The sequence below is a fragment of the Haloarchaeobius pelagicus genome (assembly GCF_051207375.1).
Taxonomy (GTDB): domain Archaea; phylum Halobacteriota; class Halobacteria; order Halobacteriales; family Natrialbaceae; genus Haloarchaeobius.
On sequence record NZ_JBPJZD010000001.1, the window covers coordinates 1,869,793 to 1,887,114 of the forward strand.

Genomic DNA, 17,322 nt, shown 5'->3' on the forward strand with positions numbered 1-17,322 from the left:
GACGCGACTACGTCGCGTTCTCCGTTCTTCTCTCTCGCCAGTTACCGATTCGAGTGGCGACGCCACCGAACAGTGCGAACAGGCCGTACCAGGCGGGGAACGCGACGGGGCTGTAGTACGCCATGGTGTACTCCGTGTAGATGTCGATGCCCCAGACGGGGAGTGCGAACTTGACGAGGAGAAAGCCCGGCAGCGAGTAAACCGACAGTGCGATCGGCGAGAAGCTTCCAACGAGGGCGAACGCCAGCGTCAACAGCGCGAGTGAGAGCCGCAGCGAGAGCACGTCGACGAGTCGAGTGAGGCTCGGCGGTGCCAGATCGGTCACACCGACTGCCCCGATTGCAGCCCGGACGGTCCGGTCGACGGCCACCGCCGGAAGATACCAGAGGGCCATCCCGAGGGCGAAGTTCCAGGTGAGCGCCAGCGAGCTTGGGCCCTGGACGTAATCCGTGTGCGACCAGGTGTAGGCCGGCCAGAAGTAGTGGTACTCGACGACCGCACGGCCGCCGGTCTGCCAGGTGCGCCACTCTTGCTGTGTCACGACCATCGTTGCGACAGCAGCGAGTAACACCACCGGCCACGTCGGTTTCACCAGCCACCAGACGCGTCGAGGGTCGACTGCCATACCCACTCACACCGACCGACTCGCAATAAAGATTGGAACGCTGAAACGACTGTGGCGGTCGCGTCCCGTCTATTCCGTTCCGTGGCTGCGCTCTGGTACCCGTCTGGTGTCGCCCTCTGTCGGTTCGTCTGCTGGCGTCCCGGATACGTCGTACACCTTCTGGAACTCCTCGACCGGGACCCGGTCCAGCACCTCGACGGTGCCATGCGTCCCGTCGACGCGGATGCGTTCGCCGGTCTGGATGCGGGCCGTCGCCGATGGGACCGAGACGACTGCGGGGATGCCGTACTCGCGGGCGACCAGGGAGCCGTGGGTCATCCGGCCGCCGACCTCGGTGACGAGGCCGGCCGCGTTGAGGAACAGCGGCGTCATCCCGGGGTCACAGAACTCCGTGACGAGGATCTCGCCGTGTCGGAGCGTCTCCTTCGTGGGGTCGCGGATGACCCGGGCGATGCCCTCGACGACGCCCCGGGAAACGGGTGTCCCTTCGAGCGCGCCGTCATCGGCGATGCGTGGCTCGCCCAGCGCCTCGCCCTCGCTGGTGATGACCCGCGGGGCGTACATGGCGGTGTGGTGGGCGAACAGGGCCTTTCGCCGGCGGATATCGGGCGCGATGGGCTCGCCGGCGAGGGCGGCCTGGAGTTCGTCGAGCTGGAGGAGCCACACGTCCTCGGTGTCGATGAGCACGTCGGCAGCTTCGAGCGTCTCGCCGGCCGCGACGAACTGGGCCCGGGTCTCGGCGAGTAGCCGGGCGATGCCGTACTTCGGGTGCTCGCGGAGGGCGAGGTAGCCACGGTAGACGGCGACGAGCCGGCGGACGGCGGCGGCGCGAGCCTGGGCCTCGACGTAGTCGAGGTTCGCCCTGCGCATCGTCGCCTGGACGTCCCTGGCGACGGCGACCTCCAGTCGCGTCGCGGCAGCTTCGGCCTCCCGAACGAGGGCCTGGAAGTGTTCCTGGTGACCGCTTGGTACGTCGGACACGAGCGCGCCACGAATCGCCTGAAGCAACTGGGTGGGGTCCTCGTTCCACCGCGGGCGCGAGATGTCTATCTCGTTCGGGCCGCGGAACCCGTACTCGTCGAGGAACGTCTGGAGCGCGGCGTCGAAGGCCGAACCGCCCTCGACAGCCGCGACGGTCTCGCGGTCCTGTCCGGCCTCGATGGCCCGGGCGACCGCCGGGAGTGACCGTGCGAGGTCCGCGAGGTCACCCAGGGCGAGCGTCATGTCGGTGACCACGTCGCCGGCGAGCCCGCGCCCGAGGGCATCGATGTCAGCCTCCTGGCCGGGACAGAGCCGCCGGAGCGCGGCCCCCGCGATGAACGTGGCGTAGAACGGGAAGAACCGGCCGACGACGCCGAACAGGGAGCCAGAGAGTTCATCGCGTGCGGCCTGGACCCGCTCTTCGACGGTCTCTTCGGCGCGGATTCGTTCGACCGCCTCGGTGGCGAACTCGTCGTACCAGTCGCGCTGCCGGTCCGCGACGGTCGCGGGGTCGCCCAGGGCGAGTGCCCCGACGGCGCTGCCGACGATGCGCGAGACGAGTGGTGTGGCGTGGAGCCCGGTTCGGACGCCGCGACCGACCGTCGTGACCAGCCCGTCCTCGTCGGGCCAGGGGTCGCGCTCGTCGAGGAAGTTCTCGATGGCGACGGCCGCCGGCTCGTCCACGCTGGCCATCGCCCGGAGATAGCGCTCGCGGAGCCGTGGGGTCCGGACGAGTGGCGTCAGGTCCTGGTAGATACGGCCGCCCGCGACGGCGGTTTCGGACAGCCCCTCGAAGCCGAACCGGGTCATCGACTCGTCGAGGAGACTCCGCCAGACGTCGACCACGAGGGGCGGCATCGCCGCCGACATGGCCTCCTTGTGGTTCCAGCTGTAGTAGAGGTGCACCTGGCCGTCGGCCGGTGCCGGCTCGGGGACCGGGAACAGGGTCGTGATGGGGCGCGCCTGCAGGATGAGGAAGCGGTCGTCGTCGCGGCACCACTCCACGTCCATCGGGCTCCCGAACAGGTCGTGCGCCTGGTTCCCGATGTCGACGAGGCCGCGGACCTCGTCGTCGGTGAGGACGCGCTGGCGGCGCTTCTTCGCGGAGACCTGCGTCGTCTCGGTGCCACCTCCCGGCGTGGCGTGGACGGCCTGGCGCTTTTCGCCGACGGTGTAGTCGAGGACGTTCCCAGTACCGGCGTCGGCGTGGATGGTATCCGCCGTGACGAGGCCCCCGACCTGTGACTCCCCGAGGCCGTAGCCCGCATCGATGGTGACGCGGGTCCGGTTTCCAGAGACGGGGTCCGCGGTGAACAGGATACCCGACGCCTCGGGGTAGACCATGCGCTGGACGACGACGGCGCAGCCGACCTCCTCGTGCGGGATGCCGTTCCGCTGGCGGTAGACGATGGCCCGGTCGGTGAACGCGCTCGCCATGCACTCGACGACCGTCTCGCACACCGCGTTCGGGCCAACGACGTTCAGAATCGTGTCGTGCTGGCCCGCGAACGAGGCGTGTGGCAGGTCCTCGGCGGTCGCGCTGGACCGGATGGCGTAGGCGTCGTCGATGCCGAGGATGCCGAGTTCCCCGATGATTGCCTGGCGGACCTCGGGCGAGAGACGCCTGGCCCGAATCGCCTCCCGGGTTCGCCGCCCCGCCTCCTTGATAGCCTCGGTGTCGGCCGGGTCGATGTCGGCCAGGGCCGCGATGCGGGCCTGGACCGTCGGGTCAGCCACCACCTCGCAGTAGACCGCCGTGGTGACGCAGAACCCGGCCGGGACCGGCAGGTCTGCACCCACAAGTGTCGCCAGGTTCGCGCCCTTCCCCCCTGTCCACGTCGGGTCGGTTGCGAGCGATTCGGCCAGCGGAACGACTGTTGGTACTCCCACTTGTGCTCCCCCCAGAGTGCGCCCTATACGGGCCGTAGCGATATGACGGTTCCGCGATTCGATATATAAGGGAGGGCGGCGACAGCTGGCCGACCACAGCACGTCGAACCCGTCCCGACACCCTTTTTGCCGTTACACGGCGATGCCATACCAATGAGTACCGAGACGGACCCGACCGAGACAGACGCGTTCGCGGCCGTCTGCGAGGACCTCATCGAGCAGATCCTCGCGGGCGAGCTGGAGCGCGACGACGTGGAGTCGGCCAAGTTGCAGGCCTGTTCGCGTCACTCCGCTCCGAAGGTCCCCAAGAACTCGGAGATACTCGACCACGCGCCCCAGGAACGCCGCGAGGAGCTGGAGGGCGTCCTCATGCGCAAGCCCGTCCGGACGGCCTCGGGCGTCTCTCCGGTAGCCATCATGACCTCGCCGCACATGTGCCCGCACGGGAAGTGCCTGTACTGCCCCGGCGGCCCGGCCAGCGAGTTCTCCAGTTCGCAGTCCTACACCGGCCACGAGCCCGCGGCGGCCCGGGGCGTCCAGAACGACTACGACCCGTACGGGCAGGTCACCCTGCGGCTCGAACAGCTCCGCGAGATCGGCCACCCCGTCGACAAGGTCGAGCTCATCCTGATGGGCGGGACGATGACCGCCCGGAGCCACGACTACCAGGAGTGGTTCGTCAAGCGCGCCCTGGAGGCGATGAACGACTACGACGTGGACAAACAGCCCGAACCCGCCGAGGGCGAGAGCTTCGCACAGGACTTCGACGACTACGAGTTCAAATATCTGGAAGACGTCATCGCCGAGAACGAGACCGGACGCATCCGCAACATCGGGACGACGTTCGAGACCAAGCCCGACTGGTGCGACCCCGAGCAGATAGACCGCATGCTCGACCTGGGGGGCACGAAGGTCGAGGTCGGCGTCCAGACCACCTACGAGCGCATCAACCGCGAGATGCACCGCGGCCACGGTGCGCAGGCCAGCATCGACGCCAACCAGCGTCTGCGTGATTCGGCGTTCAAGGTCGGCTTCCACATGATGCCCGGCCAGCCCGGCATGTCCAAGGAGATGTGCATCGAGGACTTCCGCCGGCTGTTCGAGGACGAGAAGTGGCGGCCGGACTACCTCAAAATCTACCCGACGCTGGTCGTCCGCGGGACCATGGTGTACGACGACTGGTATCAGGGCGAGTACGAGCCCCTGGACAACGAGACGGCCGCCGAGATCGTCGCCGAGGTCAAGTCGATGATTCCGAAGTACACCCGGCTCCAGCGCGTCCAGCGCGACATCCCCGCGGACTTCATCGACGCTGGCGTCTGGAAGTCCAACCTCCGCCAGCTCGCCTGGAAGAAGATGGAGGAACACGGCTGGACCTGCGACTGCATCCGGTGTCGCGAGGTCGGCATGAACGACGAGGTGCCCGAGGACGTCGAACTCGACGTGATGACCTACGAGGCCGCCGGCGGCACCGAGCACTTCATCAGCTACGAGGACCCCGAGAAGGACCTCCTCGTCGGCTTCTGCCGCCTGCGCTTCCCGGGTGACCCCGTCCGCCGCGAACTCCAGAACGCCGCGCTGGTCCGCGAACTGCACGTCTACGGCCCCATGGTCGAGGTCGGCCAGCAGAGCCACGACTGGCAGCACAAGGGCTACGGGAAGAAGCTGCTGGCGAAGGCCGAGGAACTCGCGGCCGACGCGGGCTACGACAAGGTCAGCGTCATCTCAGGCATCGGTGCCCGGGAGTACTACCGGAACAAGCTCGGGTACCACCAGGACGGGCCCTACGTGAGCAAGCGGTTGTAGACGCGGGCGCGGACCGGAGGGAGCACCCGCGATTTTCGCCCAGCTTTTGCCGAGCGAGCGAACATCGTGAGCGAGCGCAGCGCAAAAGGTGGCAGCCGACGGCCCGTACGTGAGCAAGCGGTTGTAACGTCATCACCCGATTGTACCGTCAGAAAGCGGCTGTAGAGACGAGCGGGACGACCGAAGCGTTCGGTGGTGTGACCGTGGGTCGCACCTGCAACGGTGTCGGAAGTATCGCAGCGACTGTGTCAGGGGTGGATAACTGCGGCGAACCCTCGAATTCGCATATCTGTGCGCATGGTCTACCGCTAGCTAGTGATGTAGATGCCCGTTACCATCACCCCCGAACGAACAGCGCTGCTGATCACCGACCCACAGGTAGACTTCCTGAAGCCCGAGAGCGTGGTCTGGGACCACATCGGCGAGACGGTCGAGGAGAACGACGTCGTCGAGCACCTCGTCCAGCTCCGTGACGCCGCCCGCGAAGGCGGTATCACGGTGTTCTACTCCCCGCACTACTACGACGCCGACGAGTACGAGAGCTGGCAACACCTGAACCCCATCGACGAGATCATGTTCGACACCAGGATGTTCGACCTCGCCGGGTCGGGTAGCGAGTTCATCCCCGAACTCGAACCAGGCGACGACACCGTCGTCTGCTCCCCACACAAACAGCTCAGTGGCTTCTGGAGCAACGACATCAACACGCAACTCCGCCAGCGTGGCATCGACACCATCGTCCTCGCTGGCATGAGTGCGAACCTCTGCGTCGAATCACACCTCCGTGACGCGGTCGAGGCCGGGTTCGAGGTACTGGTCGTCACCGACGCGACCGCGGCCGCCGGGAAGGACGCACTCGAAGCCGCCTACACCAACTACGGCTTCATCGCGCACGAGACCGCCACCACCGAGGAGGTCGTCGCCCGACTGTCACAGAAGGAAGTGGCCCCGGCCGACGATTAGGCCGGTCGGCCACTCCCACACATCTGCCAGTGTCAGCGTGCGTTGGCGGACTGTCACGGCATCGACTCGTCGAAGAAGTCGGTCAGTTCGTCCCAGAGCACGAGTAGAAGTCCGAGCCCGAACAGCCCGAAACAGACCTGCAGGACGGCCGTATTCGACCCTTTTCCGACGATACCCAGATAGATACCGTAACACATCAGCGCGACGACGACCAGGGCCATCGTCCCGGCACCGACGACACGGGCGGGAAGGGGGACCATCGATGCGCCGTCGGGGGCGGAGGGTGGACCTGCGGCCATCTGTTACTTGATTGACTCGAAGTGTCGGCATAACAGTTGTGCTGGCGGCCCTGAACGACAGGCCCTTACCCTCCCCACGAAAAATCTCGCCCATGGAACCCAAGCGAGAGTTGACGAGCGTCGACCTCGCCGCCCTCGTCTCCGAGTTGAACGCCTACAAGGGCGCGAAACTCGACAAGGCGTATCTCTACGGCGACGACATGATTCGCCTGAAGATGCGCGACTTCGAGCGCGGCCGGGTCGAGCTGCTCCTGGAGGTCGGCGACACGAAACGCGCCCACGTCGCCGCGCCGAGTCACGTCCCCGACGCCCCCGGTCGCCCGCCGAACTTCGCGATGATGCTGCGCAACCGGCTCTCCGGGGCGGACTTCGAGGGCGTCGAACAGTTCGAGTTCGACCGCATCCTCGAGTTCTCGTTCACCCGTGAGGACAAGGACACGAAGATCATCGTCGAGCTGTTCGGGCACGGGAACGTCGCGGTCTGCGACGAGAACTACGAGGTCGTCGACTGTCTGGACACCGTGCGCCTGAAATCCCGGACCGTCGCGCCGGGGTCGCTGTACGAGTTCCCCGAGTCGCGGCTGAACCCGCTGACCGTCGACTACGAGCCGTTCGTCGCGAAGATGAACGAGTCTGACACCGACGTGGTCCGGACGCTCGCGACCCAGCTCAACTGGGGCGGGCTCTGGGGCGAGGAGCTGTGTCAGCGCGCCGGCGTGGAGAAGGCGATGGACATCGAGGACGCCGGGGAAGCCGAGTACAAAGCGCTCTACAACGCGGTCCAGCGCCTCGCGACTTCGCTCTCCTCGGCCGACCTCGACCCCCGAATCTACTACGAGGAGCCGGAAGACGACGAGGGCAGCCGCCGGGTTCTCGACGTGACACCGGTTCCGCTGGAGGAACGCGAGGACCTCGCCAGCGACGTGTACGACACGTTCAACGGTGCCTGTGACGACTACTTCTACGAACTCGAACTGGAGGACGAGGAGGAGTCCGGCGGCAGCAAGGCCGGGTCCAATCGCCCGGACTTCGCCGAACAGATCGCCAAGCACGAGCGCATCATCGAGCAGCAGGAGGGCGCGATCGAGGGCTTCGACGAGCAGGCCGAGGCCGAACGCGAGAAGGCCGAGTTGCTGTACGGCCACTACGGGCTGGTCGACGAGGTCTGTTCGACCATCCGGGCTGCCCGCGAGGAGGAGGTCCCGTGGGACGACATCGCCGCGAAGTTCGACCAGGGAGCCGAGCAGGGTATCCCGGAGGCCGAGGCCGTCGTCTCCGTGGACGGGGCCGAGCGGACCGTCACGCTGGACCTCGACGGGACCCAGGTCACCGTGGACGTGTTCGAGGGCGTCGAGAAGAACGCCGACCGGCTGTACACCGAGGCCAAGCGCATCGAGGAGAAGAAGGAGGGTGCGCTGGCGGCCATCGAGGACACCCGCGAGGAACTCGCGGACATCAAGGAGCGCCGCGACCAGTGGGACGCCCGCGACGATGACGGCGAGGACAACGACGACGAGGATACAGAAACCGACTGGCTCGCCCTCCAGTCGGTGCCCATCCGGACCGACGAGAAGTGGTTCGAGCGCTTCCGCTGGTTCCACACGAGCGACGGCTTCCTCGTCATCGGTGGCCGGAACGCCGACCAGAACGAGGAGCTGGTCAAGAAATACCTCGACAAGGGAGACAAGGTGTTCCACACGCAGGCACACGGCGCACCCGTCACCATCATGAAGGCGACCGACCCGAGCGAACCCTCTCGTGATGTCGACTTCCCCGAGTCGAGCATCGAGGAGGCCGCACAGTTCGCGGTGACGTACTCCTCGGTCTGGAAGGACGGCGTCTTCGCCGCGGACGTGTACGAGGTCGACGGAAACCAGGTGACCAAGACGCCCGAGAGCGGGGAGTACCTCGAGAAGGGCTCGTTCGCCATCCGGGGCGACCGGACCTACCACAACGACACGGCCGTCGGCTGTGCCGTCGGCATCCAGTGCGAACCACTGACGCGAGTCATCGGCGGGCCGCCGTCGGCCATCGAGGACCGGACGGTGGTGAACAGCCGGGTCGAGCCCGGTCGCTACGCACAGGGAGACGTGGCCAAGCGAATCTACCGGCAGTTCCGTGAAGAGTTCACGGACACCTCGTTCGTCAGGAAGGTCGCGAGCCCGGACAAGATACAGCACTTCCTCCCGCCGGGCGGGAGCCGTATCCTCGACGAGTAGTCGAGGCAGGGTTTCGTCGCTTCGTTCTCAGACCAGGCTGTCCGCGATGCCGGAGACGACCGGCAGCCGGATGGTCCGGCCCTGGTACGTCCGGACCAGCATGTACACCCATATCCCGAACGCGGCGAACCCGAAGACAAGCCCGACGAGCGAGAGCACGAGCGAGATGAGGCCACCGAGGAGCCCGCCGATGGCGAACGTGAGTACGACGTTCACCAGCGTGAGGGCGAACGCCGCCACGAATATCGCGATGGAGAGGACGATGGACTGGGCGGCGTGGAACCGCACGAACTCGTTCTCCGATTCGAGGACGAACACGATCGCGCCGGAGATGACGCCGAACACGTACGCGAGTGCGCCCGCGACGTTCTCGTCGACGCCGAGGCTGGTCTCCGAGGGCGTGTGCGTGGTCGAGTCGGTGGGGACGGAACTGTCTGCCGTGGCTACGGGGTCAGCGGTGATATCATCAGTTGCCATGTGGGTGTATCACACCTTTGGGATATATAGCTATGCGTACGTTTCAGGCCGTGAAACGTCGCTAACGTCGGGTTTTCCCGTGTTCGAATCCGAACCAGCAGGCACTTGCGACTCCGGGTTCGACCGCGAATCATGACCCGTACGCCCACCCGACGAGGTGTGCCCTGAGTGCTCCTCGACACGTTCCGGTACCCGTTCCGTGGTCCCGACGCCAGGAGTGTGTGGGCAGCCCTCGCCGGGTTCGGCCTCACCGCATCCCTCCTCGCCCGGTTCGCGGTCGGCCTGTATCCCAGCGCGCTCTCGCTGATACCGGCGTTGCTTGCTGTTGCCCCACTCGTCCTCTGGGCGGGCTACTGCCACAGGCTCGTCGCCACGACCATCGAGGGCGCGACAGAGCTGCCCCCAGCCCGGTCGCTCCGCGGGTTGGCTCGCGATGGCGTCCGCACCGCGGCCGTGACCGGCATCTACCTGTCCGTTCCGACCGCCGTCCTCCTCGTCACCGTCCGCGGTGCCGGTTCCCTCTCACCGGCAGACGTGTCCGGTGTCGGTGGCGCGGTCTTCGTCCTCGGGACGACCGTCACCCTCTGTCTCGCCCTCGCTATCGTCTACCTCTACCCGGGGGCACTCGCGGCACTGGCCGACGGGGAGCCACTCGTCACTGCCCTCGACCCGCGCGGCCGTGGCTACGTCTACCGCGACAGCGCGTACTTCCTGACCTGGGTGGTCGCGTTCACCGTGGGAACCCTCGGTGCGACCCTGTTCGGTGTCGTGCTCGCGGGCCGCGGGGTCGGGGGGCTCCTCGCGCTGGCCGTCACGGTCTACACCAGCCAGGTCGCCGCCCGGCTGGTCGGGGTGGGCTACGGGCGGGTGGTCCGGTAGAAAGGAAAGGCATGTACGACCCCAGGCCGGACTCGGGCATATGCAGATAAAGAACCGGGTGCAGGTCGACGGGCGCACGGAACGCATCACGCTCGTTCCGGAGACCATCGACGACCTGTGGCACCTGCAGTACGTCCTCGAGCCCGGTGACCTCGTCGCCGGCGACACGACGCGACGTATCCAGCGCGCCGACGAGCAACTGCGCGACACCGGCGGCGAACGCGAGCACATGCACATCACGTTGGGCGTCGAGGAGGTGGAGTTCCACAAGTTCGCGAACCGGCTTCGTGTCTCCGGGACCATCGAGCGCTGTTCCCGCGAGGACCAGCTCGGGCTACACCACACGCTCAACGTCGAGGAACACGACGAGATAGAGGTCGAGAAGATATGGAAGCCGGACCAGCTCGATAGGTTGAAAGAGGCCGAGGAGTCCGCCGACAACCCCGACGTGGCCATCGCGACCATCGAGGAGGGCGAGGCGCACATCCACACCGTCGCCCAGTACGGCACCGAGGACCGCGGCTCGTTCACGGGGACGACGGGCAAGGGCGAGTACGCCCGCGGGCGCTCGGAACTGTTCGCGGACCTCGCCCAGGCACTGGCCCGGATGGACGTCGACGCCGTCATCCTCGCCGGTCCCGGGTTCACCAAACAGGACGCGTTCAAGTACATCGAGCAGAACCACCCCGAGGTCGCCGAGAAGACGACCGTGGTCGACACGGCCTCGGTTGGCGACCGGGGCGTCCACGAGGTCCTGAAACGCGGGGCGGTCGAGGACGTCCAGCGCGAGACCCGCATCGCCGAGGAGGCCGAGTACATCGACGAGTTGACCACGCGAATCGCCACCGGTCACGAGGCCGCATACGGGCCGGAATCGGTCGCGAAGGCCGCCGACTACGGCGCTATCGACCGGTTACTCGTCCTCGACGAGAAGCTGCGCGCCGAGCGCGGCCCCGACGGCGAGTGGGACCTCGACGTGAACGACCTCATCACGAACGTCGAGCGCAAGGGTGGTGAGATAACCGTCTTCTCCAGCGAGTTCCCACCGGGGCAGCAGCTGAAGAACCTCGGCGGAATCGCGGCACTCCTCCGGTACCGACTCGACTAACCTGTCCTATTTTCGAGCAGATGGAATAGAAAACGAATTGGTCGTCCGACCCGCAGTGAGAGCCACCCATGAGTTCTGACGATCTCGACATCGACTTCGGTGGCGGCGGGTCCAGTAGCAGTGGCGGGGGCGGTAACGGCCGACGGGGGCTCGTCATCGCTATCGCGGGCATCACACTGCTCGTGCTGGTCGTCGTCCTCGTCGCGTTCATCTTCGGCGGTATCGTCACAGTCAACGAAGGGACCCGGGCCGTCCACACCAGCCAGGGCAAGGTCGTGGGCGTGTACGGCCCCGGCTGGCACCTGAAGATTCCCGTCCTCGACGGCGCACACCACTACGACGTCCGAACCCAGGAGTACACGATGAGTTCCTCCTCCGGTGAGGGCGCGAAGTCGAACCGCGACGACTCCATCACGGCACTCTCCTCGGAGGGGATGGAGCTCGACATCGACGTCACGGTCAGGTACCACGTCGTCCCGAACGAGGTCGACACCATCTACTCGACCGTCGGCACCTCGAACGAGGAGATAAACCGGAAGATCGTTCGGCCGACCTCCCGCTCTGCGGTCCGTAGCTGTGCTGCCGAGTACGAGGGTCTCCAGATATACTCGACCGACCGCGACAAGTTCCGCACCTGCATCAACTCCCAGTTGAGCACGGAGTTCGGGACCAACGGGGTCGAACTGGAGACCGTCCAGATACGGAACGTCCAGCTCCCGCCGAAGGTCGTCGAGGCCATCAACGAGAAGCAGGCGACCGAGAAGCGCCTTGAGAAGAAGGAGACGGAGATAGAGATAGAGAAGAAGGAGAAAGAACGGGCGGTCATCGAGGCCGAGGCCGAGGCGGAACAGATCAAGATCAAGGGCGAGGCGCTTCGCGAGAACCCCGAGATATTGCAACTGCGCTACATCGAGGCGCTCCGGACGAACCCGAACACGGTCTACATCCCGTCTGACTCCGGGCTCACCCTGACGCGCGAGGTCGATGCACCGAGCGAGAACACGAACACCACGAACAACTCCTCGCGTGTCGTCTCACAGCGCGACATCGCGGGCGTCGACCAGACGTTGCTCGATTCCGCGACGCTCGACCTCCCCCGGGTCGTGGTCGTCTGAGCACCGTACCCCGACCGACCCTATTCTCGTTGGGTGCACCTCCAATAGCCACCAGTCGATAGCAGTAGATGCGGCAGAAGCACAGGTCAGTCAGCATCCCACAACCGTGCCAACCGAATCACAGCCCCCACTCGTGCCCTGACGGTCCTCGCGTTCCGCTCGAACGCCTTCCGCCATCCACCCCCTTTCCACCACCCCCTTTCCACCACCACCTTTCCGCCACCCCTACCCATCCCTTCGTGCGATGCCACTGGTCGAATAGCTCGGAGCAACGGTACCCCTTCTCGAAAGAACCGCTCGCTCAACCAGTGGCGGCGCGACTTACTCGACAGGGCCGCCCGCCGATTTCGCCAGCTGGATGAGCATCTTCGCGAAGTTCGTCTCCTCGCTCCAGAACGCGGTCTCGCGGTCGATACCCGGCAGGTCCTGCCCGTTGCCGACGACGCTCAACAGCAGCGCGTTGTCGTCGACGAACACGCCCCGGCAGGGGCCACCCTCGTCAGGGGCACCCTTGTGTGGATTCGCGGGTTCGTCGGTCCTGATACCGGGCTCGTCTGCGAACAGCTCGCGGACCGCGGGTTCTTCGCTCAGCACCGCCGTCTCGAGGCCACGCTCGGCACACGCACGGAGCGCCTCGGTGATGTCTTCGGTGACGAGCTCGGGCGAGGCCGCGGCGTAGGCCACCGACTCGTCGGCACGCCGGATGAGGTCGGCCGCACGGTCGGAGATGCGCTCGCGACCGCGGATGGTCCAGATGGCCTCCTGTTCCTCCTGGTCGTCGCCGAACTGTTCTCGCACCGTCTCGACGTAATCGAACGCCTGGTCGGACTCGCTTTCGAAGCGCTCTCGCAGCATCGAGCGCGCCTCGTCGGTGCTGACCGGCCGGTACTGCATCGGGCTGGACTGCTGGACCTCGATGAGTCCGCGCTCCTCCAGCCCCTCTGTCACGCTGTACACCTGTGAGCGCGGCACGTCCGCCACCCGGGAGACCTCCCGGGCGGTACCGGTCCCCAGCTTCTGCAGCGCGATGAACACCTTGGCCTCGTAGCTGGTGAGCCCGAGACGTTCCAGGGATTCGATGGCCTCGTCTTCGTTTGCAGTCATTACTGGAAGCCGGCACCTCCGTCGTGCTGGGTGGTCGATTCCGCACCGAGGTCGCCATCGGCGTCGAGCCAGCGGTCGTAGAGGACCTCCAGCTCCTCACGCGTGAGCTTTCCGTCGCGGGCCTTCTGGCTGGCTTCGTCGAGGGTCGCCTGCGTGACCGGTGCGTCGAGCACCTCGCGGAGGAACGGCGTCATCACCGTCAACTCGGACGGGCCGTCGATGGTGCCGTCACCAGCCGAGGTCCGGAGCGTCGACTCGAACGCGAGTCGCTTGCCGGCCTTCGCATCCGCCGGCACGCCGGCGAAGTACGAGAGCGAGAGGTCGGTCGGCTGGTCCAGCTCCCACAGGACGTACAGCCGGCGGCCGACCATCGAGTACGAGGTCGGCGTCGGCGAGAGTTCCGAGACCTCGCCACCGGTGCCGGGCACCCGTTCGGAGAGCATGACGCGCCCCTCCGCGTCGGGGATGGTGAGGGACGCGGTGAACTCGCTGCCGGGCGTCGGCGTCTCGTCGGAGACCTCGCGGGTCCCACGGACGGTCGGCATGCTCGCCGGTTCGTCAGCGTCAGCGGACTGTTCGGTGGGCGCAGCCGACTCTTCGGAGACGAGCGGCGTCCACTCGCCGGCATCGTCCGTGCTCGATTCCGTCGAGTCATCTGCCGGCTGGGCGGCAGCCTCGGCCGCCACGCCGCCGTTGGGTGTCGCATCGACCGTCGTCGGGCCGTCGTCGGCACCTGCCGGGACGGCCTCCTGCTCTATCTGCACCATGTCGTCGGTCCCGCCGACGTAGCGGTACCAGACGACGAGCAGGCTCGGCAGCACCAGCACGCTCGCGAGGAACGCGTAGATGATGGTGAGCGCGGTGATGACGCCGAACTGTTGCAGTGCCGGGAAGATGGCGAAACTCAGCACGCCGAAGCCACCGACCGTGGTGGCCGCAGAGCCGAGCAATGCACCACCGGTTCCGGTGATTGTCGTGTCCATCGCCTCCCACTGGTCCTCGCGGCGGCCCAGTTCGAGGTTGAATCGCTCGGAGACGTGGATGCTGTAGGCGACCCCGAGCCCGACGGTCAGGCTCGTGATCATCCCCGTCAGCACGTTGAACGGCATGCCGATGAGGTACATCGTCCCCAGAATCCACGCCACCGAGAGGGCGACGGGCAGCAGGGTGACGATGCCGAGGGTCGCACTCCCTTCCGTGATGCGGTACGCGATCATCAGGAACGCGAACACCGCGATGAGCGTGATGACGAGGCTCTGGATGACCGTCTCGAGCAGGTCGTTCTGGACGATCTCGTTCACGATGGGCGAGCCGGTCGCGATGACGGCTGCATCATCGAGGGACGCGGAGTCCTGCACGTCGCTGGCGATGGCGCGCATCTCGGTGGTCGTTTCACCGGTCCCTGCGCCACCTTTAATCGGCACCACGAGTCGCATCGCGACGTAGGAACCGTCCTCGGTCTGGTGGATGACGCCGGCAGCGTCCCCCGGCGCGACCTCGAACAGCTGGTCGTACACACCGGTGATGTTCTCGTCGGGCACGCCGTCACCGTCGGTGTCGGCGGCGGTGAACGTCTGGTTGAACGTCTCGTTCTCCGCGGCGACCTGGGCCATAACGGTCAGCGGCGAGCGCATGTTCACCGTCCCGCTCGCGCCGGCGAACGGGGTGTCGTAGTCACCCGCATCGATGCGCTGTTTGGTTGCATCGAGCGCCTGTAACGTCTGTGGGTCCGTCACCCCGTCTCGTATCAACACCTGTGCCTGGGAGTCCTCGCGCTGGAAGTGGTCGTTGACGTAGTCGAGGTTCTGCTTGGCGCTGTACTCACCCGGCTTCAACGGCTCGGGGAGTTCGTACATCCACGACGGCGGTTCGCCCGCGATGAAGTCCTCCTGGGCGAACGAGGTGTCCACCTGGCTCCCGCCGTAGGCACCTGCCGCAGAGATGGTGAGCGCGACGAGGATGACGACGATGGGGGCTTTCTTCGCGAGCACGGAGCCGACCTTGAGGGCCTGACTGAACCGACCGCCACCGGTCCCGAAGGCGCGCTTCTTGCGGTCGAAGCCGAAGCCCTCCAGCAGCTCGTCCGCCTCGACCTTCAGCGCGGGAATGAACGCGCCGAAGATGGCGAGTGCCGAGACGATACCCCACGAGGAGACGATACCGAAGTCCGCAATCGCCGAGAGCGGACTGGTCAGGTTCGAGAGGAACCCGATGACCGTCGTCGCGGTCACCCAGACGAGGGCGATGCCGACGCCGGCCAGCGCGTACTGCATGGAGCCGCGCACGTCACTCGGGGTGTTGTCGTCCAGGCGCTCCTCGCGATGGCGCATGAAGATGTGGATGGCGTAGTCGATGGACAGCCCGATGAGCAACACCGGGACTGCGATCATGATCTGGTTGAACGCGATGTTCAGGTAGCCCATCATGCCGAACGTCCACATGAGCGCGGCGAAGATGCCGATCAGCCCGAGCACGATGTCGAGGAGGTCGCGGTAGGCGACGACGAGCGTCACGACGACGAACAGGAGTGCGAACGGTCCGACGATCGCCAGCGAGTCCGACAGCGACTGGTCGATCTCCTGGGAGATGACACCGAAGCCGAAGACGATGTACTCGTCACCGCTCCCGCTGGACGCGGCCTGGGCGAGGTCCTGCATCTCCAGTTGGGTCTCGATGGTCTGGTCGGCGACCGAGTCACTGCTCTGGATGTCGCTGTCTATCTGGGTCTGCTGCTGGATGATCATCATCCGGGCGGTCGCGGTGGTCGAGCCCGGCTCGTAGTCCTTCTCCATCAGCTGGAGTGCCTGGCCCGCGAACGGCGACCCACCGTTGCCGTCGTCAGGTTCTGCGAGGACGATTCCGAGGACCTCGTCGACCTCGGACGCGTTCATCGACTCGAGCTGGTCGATCTGCTCGGCCAGCGAGGGCGAGCCCGACTCCTGGAGTGCCTGCTGGTCGGCCTGCAACTCGGCGAAGTCCTCCTGGAGTGCCTGGCCCTCCTGTTCCAGCTGGTCGGCCTGCTGCTGGAGTTCCTCGCCGCGTTCCTGGAGTTCCTCACTCTGCTGCTGGAGGTCGGCGAACTCCGCCTGCAGGACGCCCTGGGTCCCGAGGGTGTACGCCTCATCTATCTCGGACTGGCTCTGTGCGTTCCGGAGGTCCTCGGCCGCCTGCTTGAACGTCCGGTACTGCGTCTCGTTCAGCCGAACCGAGGTGTTCGCCTTGACCTGCTCGAACTGGGTCCGGATACTCGCGTCGGGGTTCTCTCGGAGTTCGGTGAGTTCGGCCTTCAGCAGGTCGACAGTCGTGTTGAGCGTCTCGCTCCGCTGTTCGAGTGCCGCCCTGTCGCCCTCGAACTCCGCGAAGGACTCGTTCAGCTGTTCCTGCTGTCGCTGGAGTTCCTGCTGTCGCTGCTGGAGCTGGGCCCCGCGAGCCTGTAGCTCACCGGCCTGTTCCTGTGTGATGGCCGCGATTGCGGCGATGTTGGAGACGCCGATGATGGCGTTCTCCTCGATGAAGGTCCTGTTGATGGTCTCGTTCGCTCGAATCTGTTGCTGGTATTCGAGCGACTGGAGCAGGGACTCTCTCGTCAGGACGTTCCCGTTGGTCCCTTCGTTCCTGACGATGACCTGTGTTATCTGTGTGTCCTGGTCACCTGACGAGAAGTTCTCGCTGATGTAGTCGGACGCCTTCGCCTCCGGTGAGTCGCTCTCGAACTGGCTGAGGCCAGAGTCCGAGCTCACCTGGGCCGCGCCCGCCCCGATGACGACCGTGAGGACGAGCATGATCACGATGACGATGCGACTGTGCGACGTGATTCCGTCAGAAAGCCGGTCGATGGCCGTCATGCGGGAATCAC

Annotated in this window: 12 protein-coding genes; 6 read left to right on the forward strand and 6 right to left on the reverse strand. The window is 66.1% G+C overall.

The window, feature by feature from the left end; translation table 11 throughout:
* Window positions 1-7 precede the first annotated feature (7 nt).
* Together ACSC1S_RS09900 and ACSC1S_RS09905 are read right to left on the reverse strand one after the other, a co-directional pair.
* On the reverse strand, window positions 8-625 hold the full coding sequence (locus ACSC1S_RS09900) for a hypothetical protein (RefSeq protein ID WP_435364148.1): 618 nt from the start codon (window positions 623-625) through the stop codon (window positions 8-10).
* A 69-nt stretch (window positions 626-694) separates the two neighbouring features.
* Window positions 695-3,496, reverse strand: a complete 2,802-nt coding sequence (locus tag ACSC1S_RS09905; RefSeq protein WP_435364149.1) for a PEP/pyruvate-binding domain-containing protein — start codon at window positions 3,494-3,496, stop codon at window positions 695-697.
* 153 nt (window positions 3,497-3,649) lie between these two features.
* On the opposite strand from ACSC1S_RS09905, the gene ACSC1S_RS09910 reads away from it, so the two are divergent.
* Complete coding sequence (locus ACSC1S_RS09910) at window positions 3,650-5,302, forward strand: tRNA uridine(34) 5-carboxymethylaminomethyl modification radical SAM/GNAT enzyme Elp3 (protein ID WP_435364150.1); 1,653 nt, start codon at window positions 3,650-3,652, stop codon at window positions 5,300-5,302.
* 324 nt (window positions 5,303-5,626) lie between these two features.
* Window positions 5,627-6,265, forward strand: a complete 639-nt coding sequence (locus ACSC1S_RS09915) for a cysteine hydrolase family protein (RefSeq protein WP_435364151.1) — start codon at window positions 5,627-5,629, stop codon at window positions 6,263-6,265.
* 53 nt (window positions 6,266-6,318) lie between these two features.
* Here ACSC1S_RS09915 and ACSC1S_RS09920 read toward each other — a convergent pair whose 3' ends face one another.
* Window positions 6,319-6,564, reverse strand: coding sequence for a hypothetical protein (locus ACSC1S_RS09920; RefSeq protein WP_435364152.1), 246 nt, complete (start codon window positions 6,562-6,564; stop codon window positions 6,319-6,321).
* A 92-nt stretch (window positions 6,565-6,656) separates the two neighbouring features.
* Between ACSC1S_RS09920 and rqcH the strand changes: the two genes are divergently transcribed.
* Window positions 6,657-8,783, forward strand: coding sequence for a ribosome rescue protein RqcH (rqcH, locus tag ACSC1S_RS09925; RefSeq protein ID WP_435364153.1), 2,127 nt, complete (start codon window positions 6,657-6,659; stop codon window positions 8,781-8,783).
* A gap of 27 nt (window positions 8,784-8,810) precedes the next feature.
* Here the strand turns inward: rqcH and ACSC1S_RS09930 are convergent, their stop codons facing one another.
* Entirely contained in the window at window positions 8,811-9,260 is a 450-nt protein-coding gene (locus ACSC1S_RS09930) for a DUF4870 domain-containing protein (protein ID WP_435318704.1), read from the reverse strand.
* A gap of 168 nt (window positions 9,261-9,428) precedes the next feature.
* On the opposite strand from ACSC1S_RS09930, the gene ACSC1S_RS09935 reads away from it, so the two are divergent.
* The 3 genes from ACSC1S_RS09935 (at window position 9,429) to ACSC1S_RS09945 (ending at window position 12,362) form a co-directional block, all read left to right on the forward strand.
* Window positions 9,429-10,139, forward strand: a complete 711-nt coding sequence (locus ACSC1S_RS09935; protein ID WP_435364154.1) for a DUF4013 domain-containing protein — start codon at window positions 9,429-9,431, stop codon at window positions 10,137-10,139.
* 40 nt (window positions 10,140-10,179) lie between these two features.
* Window positions 10,180-11,247 (forward strand): mRNA surveillance protein pelota, encoded by a 1,068-nt coding sequence (locus ACSC1S_RS09940; protein WP_435318706.1) that lies wholly within the window; start codon window positions 10,180-10,182, stop codon window positions 11,245-11,247.
* Between the two features lie 68 nt (window positions 11,248-11,315).
* The gene (locus ACSC1S_RS09945) at window positions 11,316-12,362 is read left to right on the forward strand and encodes a prohibitin family protein (RefSeq protein ID WP_435364155.1); all 1,047 of its coding nucleotides are present in this window, start codon (window positions 11,316-11,318) and stop codon (window positions 12,360-12,362) included.
* 321 nt (window positions 12,363-12,683) lie between these two features.
* On the opposite strand, the gene ACSC1S_RS09950 is transcribed toward ACSC1S_RS09945, so the two are convergent.
* Both ACSC1S_RS09950 and ACSC1S_RS09955 read right to left on the reverse strand, forming a co-directional pair.
* Window positions 12,684-13,466, reverse strand: coding sequence for a TrmB family transcriptional regulator (locus tag ACSC1S_RS09950; protein ID WP_435364156.1), 783 nt, complete (start codon window positions 13,464-13,466; stop codon window positions 12,684-12,686).
* Window positions 13,466-17,311: an MMPL family transporter gene (locus ACSC1S_RS09955; protein ID WP_435364157.1), complete on the reverse strand. Its 3,846-nt coding sequence runs from the start codon at window positions 17,309-17,311 to the stop codon at window positions 13,466-13,468. The genes ACSC1S_RS09950 and ACSC1S_RS09955 overlap by 1 nt, the downstream gene beginning before the upstream one ends.
* Between the last annotated feature and the right edge of the window lie 11 nt (window positions 17,312-17,322).

Coding starts and splice junctions, on each gene's coding strand:
- ACSC1S_RS09950 (WP_435364156.1), bottom strand. CDS start 13,466: ATGACTGCAAACGAAGACGAGGCCATCGAATCCCTGGAACGTCTCGGG.
- rqcH (WP_435364153.1), top strand. CDS start 6,657: ATGGAACCCAAGCGAGAGTTGACGAGCGTCGACCTCGCCGCCCTCGTC.
- ACSC1S_RS09900 (WP_435364148.1), bottom strand. CDS start 625: ATGGCAGTCGACCCTCGACGCGTCTGGTGGCTGGTGAAACCGACGTGG.
- ACSC1S_RS09955 (WP_435364157.1), bottom strand. CDS start 17,311: ATGACGGCCATCGACCGGCTTTCTGACGGAATCACGTCGCACAGTCGC.
- ACSC1S_RS09910 (WP_435364150.1), top strand. CDS start 3,650: ATGAGTACCGAGACGGACCCGACCGAGACAGACGCGTTCGCGGCCGTC.
- ACSC1S_RS09940 (WP_435318706.1), top strand. CDS start 10,180: ATGCAGATAAAGAACCGGGTGCAGGTCGACGGGCGCACGGAACGCATC.
- ACSC1S_RS09920 (WP_435364152.1), bottom strand. CDS start 6,564: ATGGCCGCAGGTCCACCCTCCGCCCCCGACGGCGCATCGATGGTCCCC.
- ACSC1S_RS09930 (WP_435318704.1), bottom strand. CDS start 9,260: ATGGCAACTGATGATATCACCGCTGACCCCGTAGCCACGGCAGACAGT.
- ACSC1S_RS09915 (WP_435364151.1), top strand. CDS start 5,627: ATGCCCGTTACCATCACCCCCGAACGAACAGCGCTGCTGATCACCGAC.
- ACSC1S_RS09945 (WP_435364155.1), top strand. CDS start 11,316: ATGAGTTCTGACGATCTCGACATCGACTTCGGTGGCGGCGGGTCCAGT.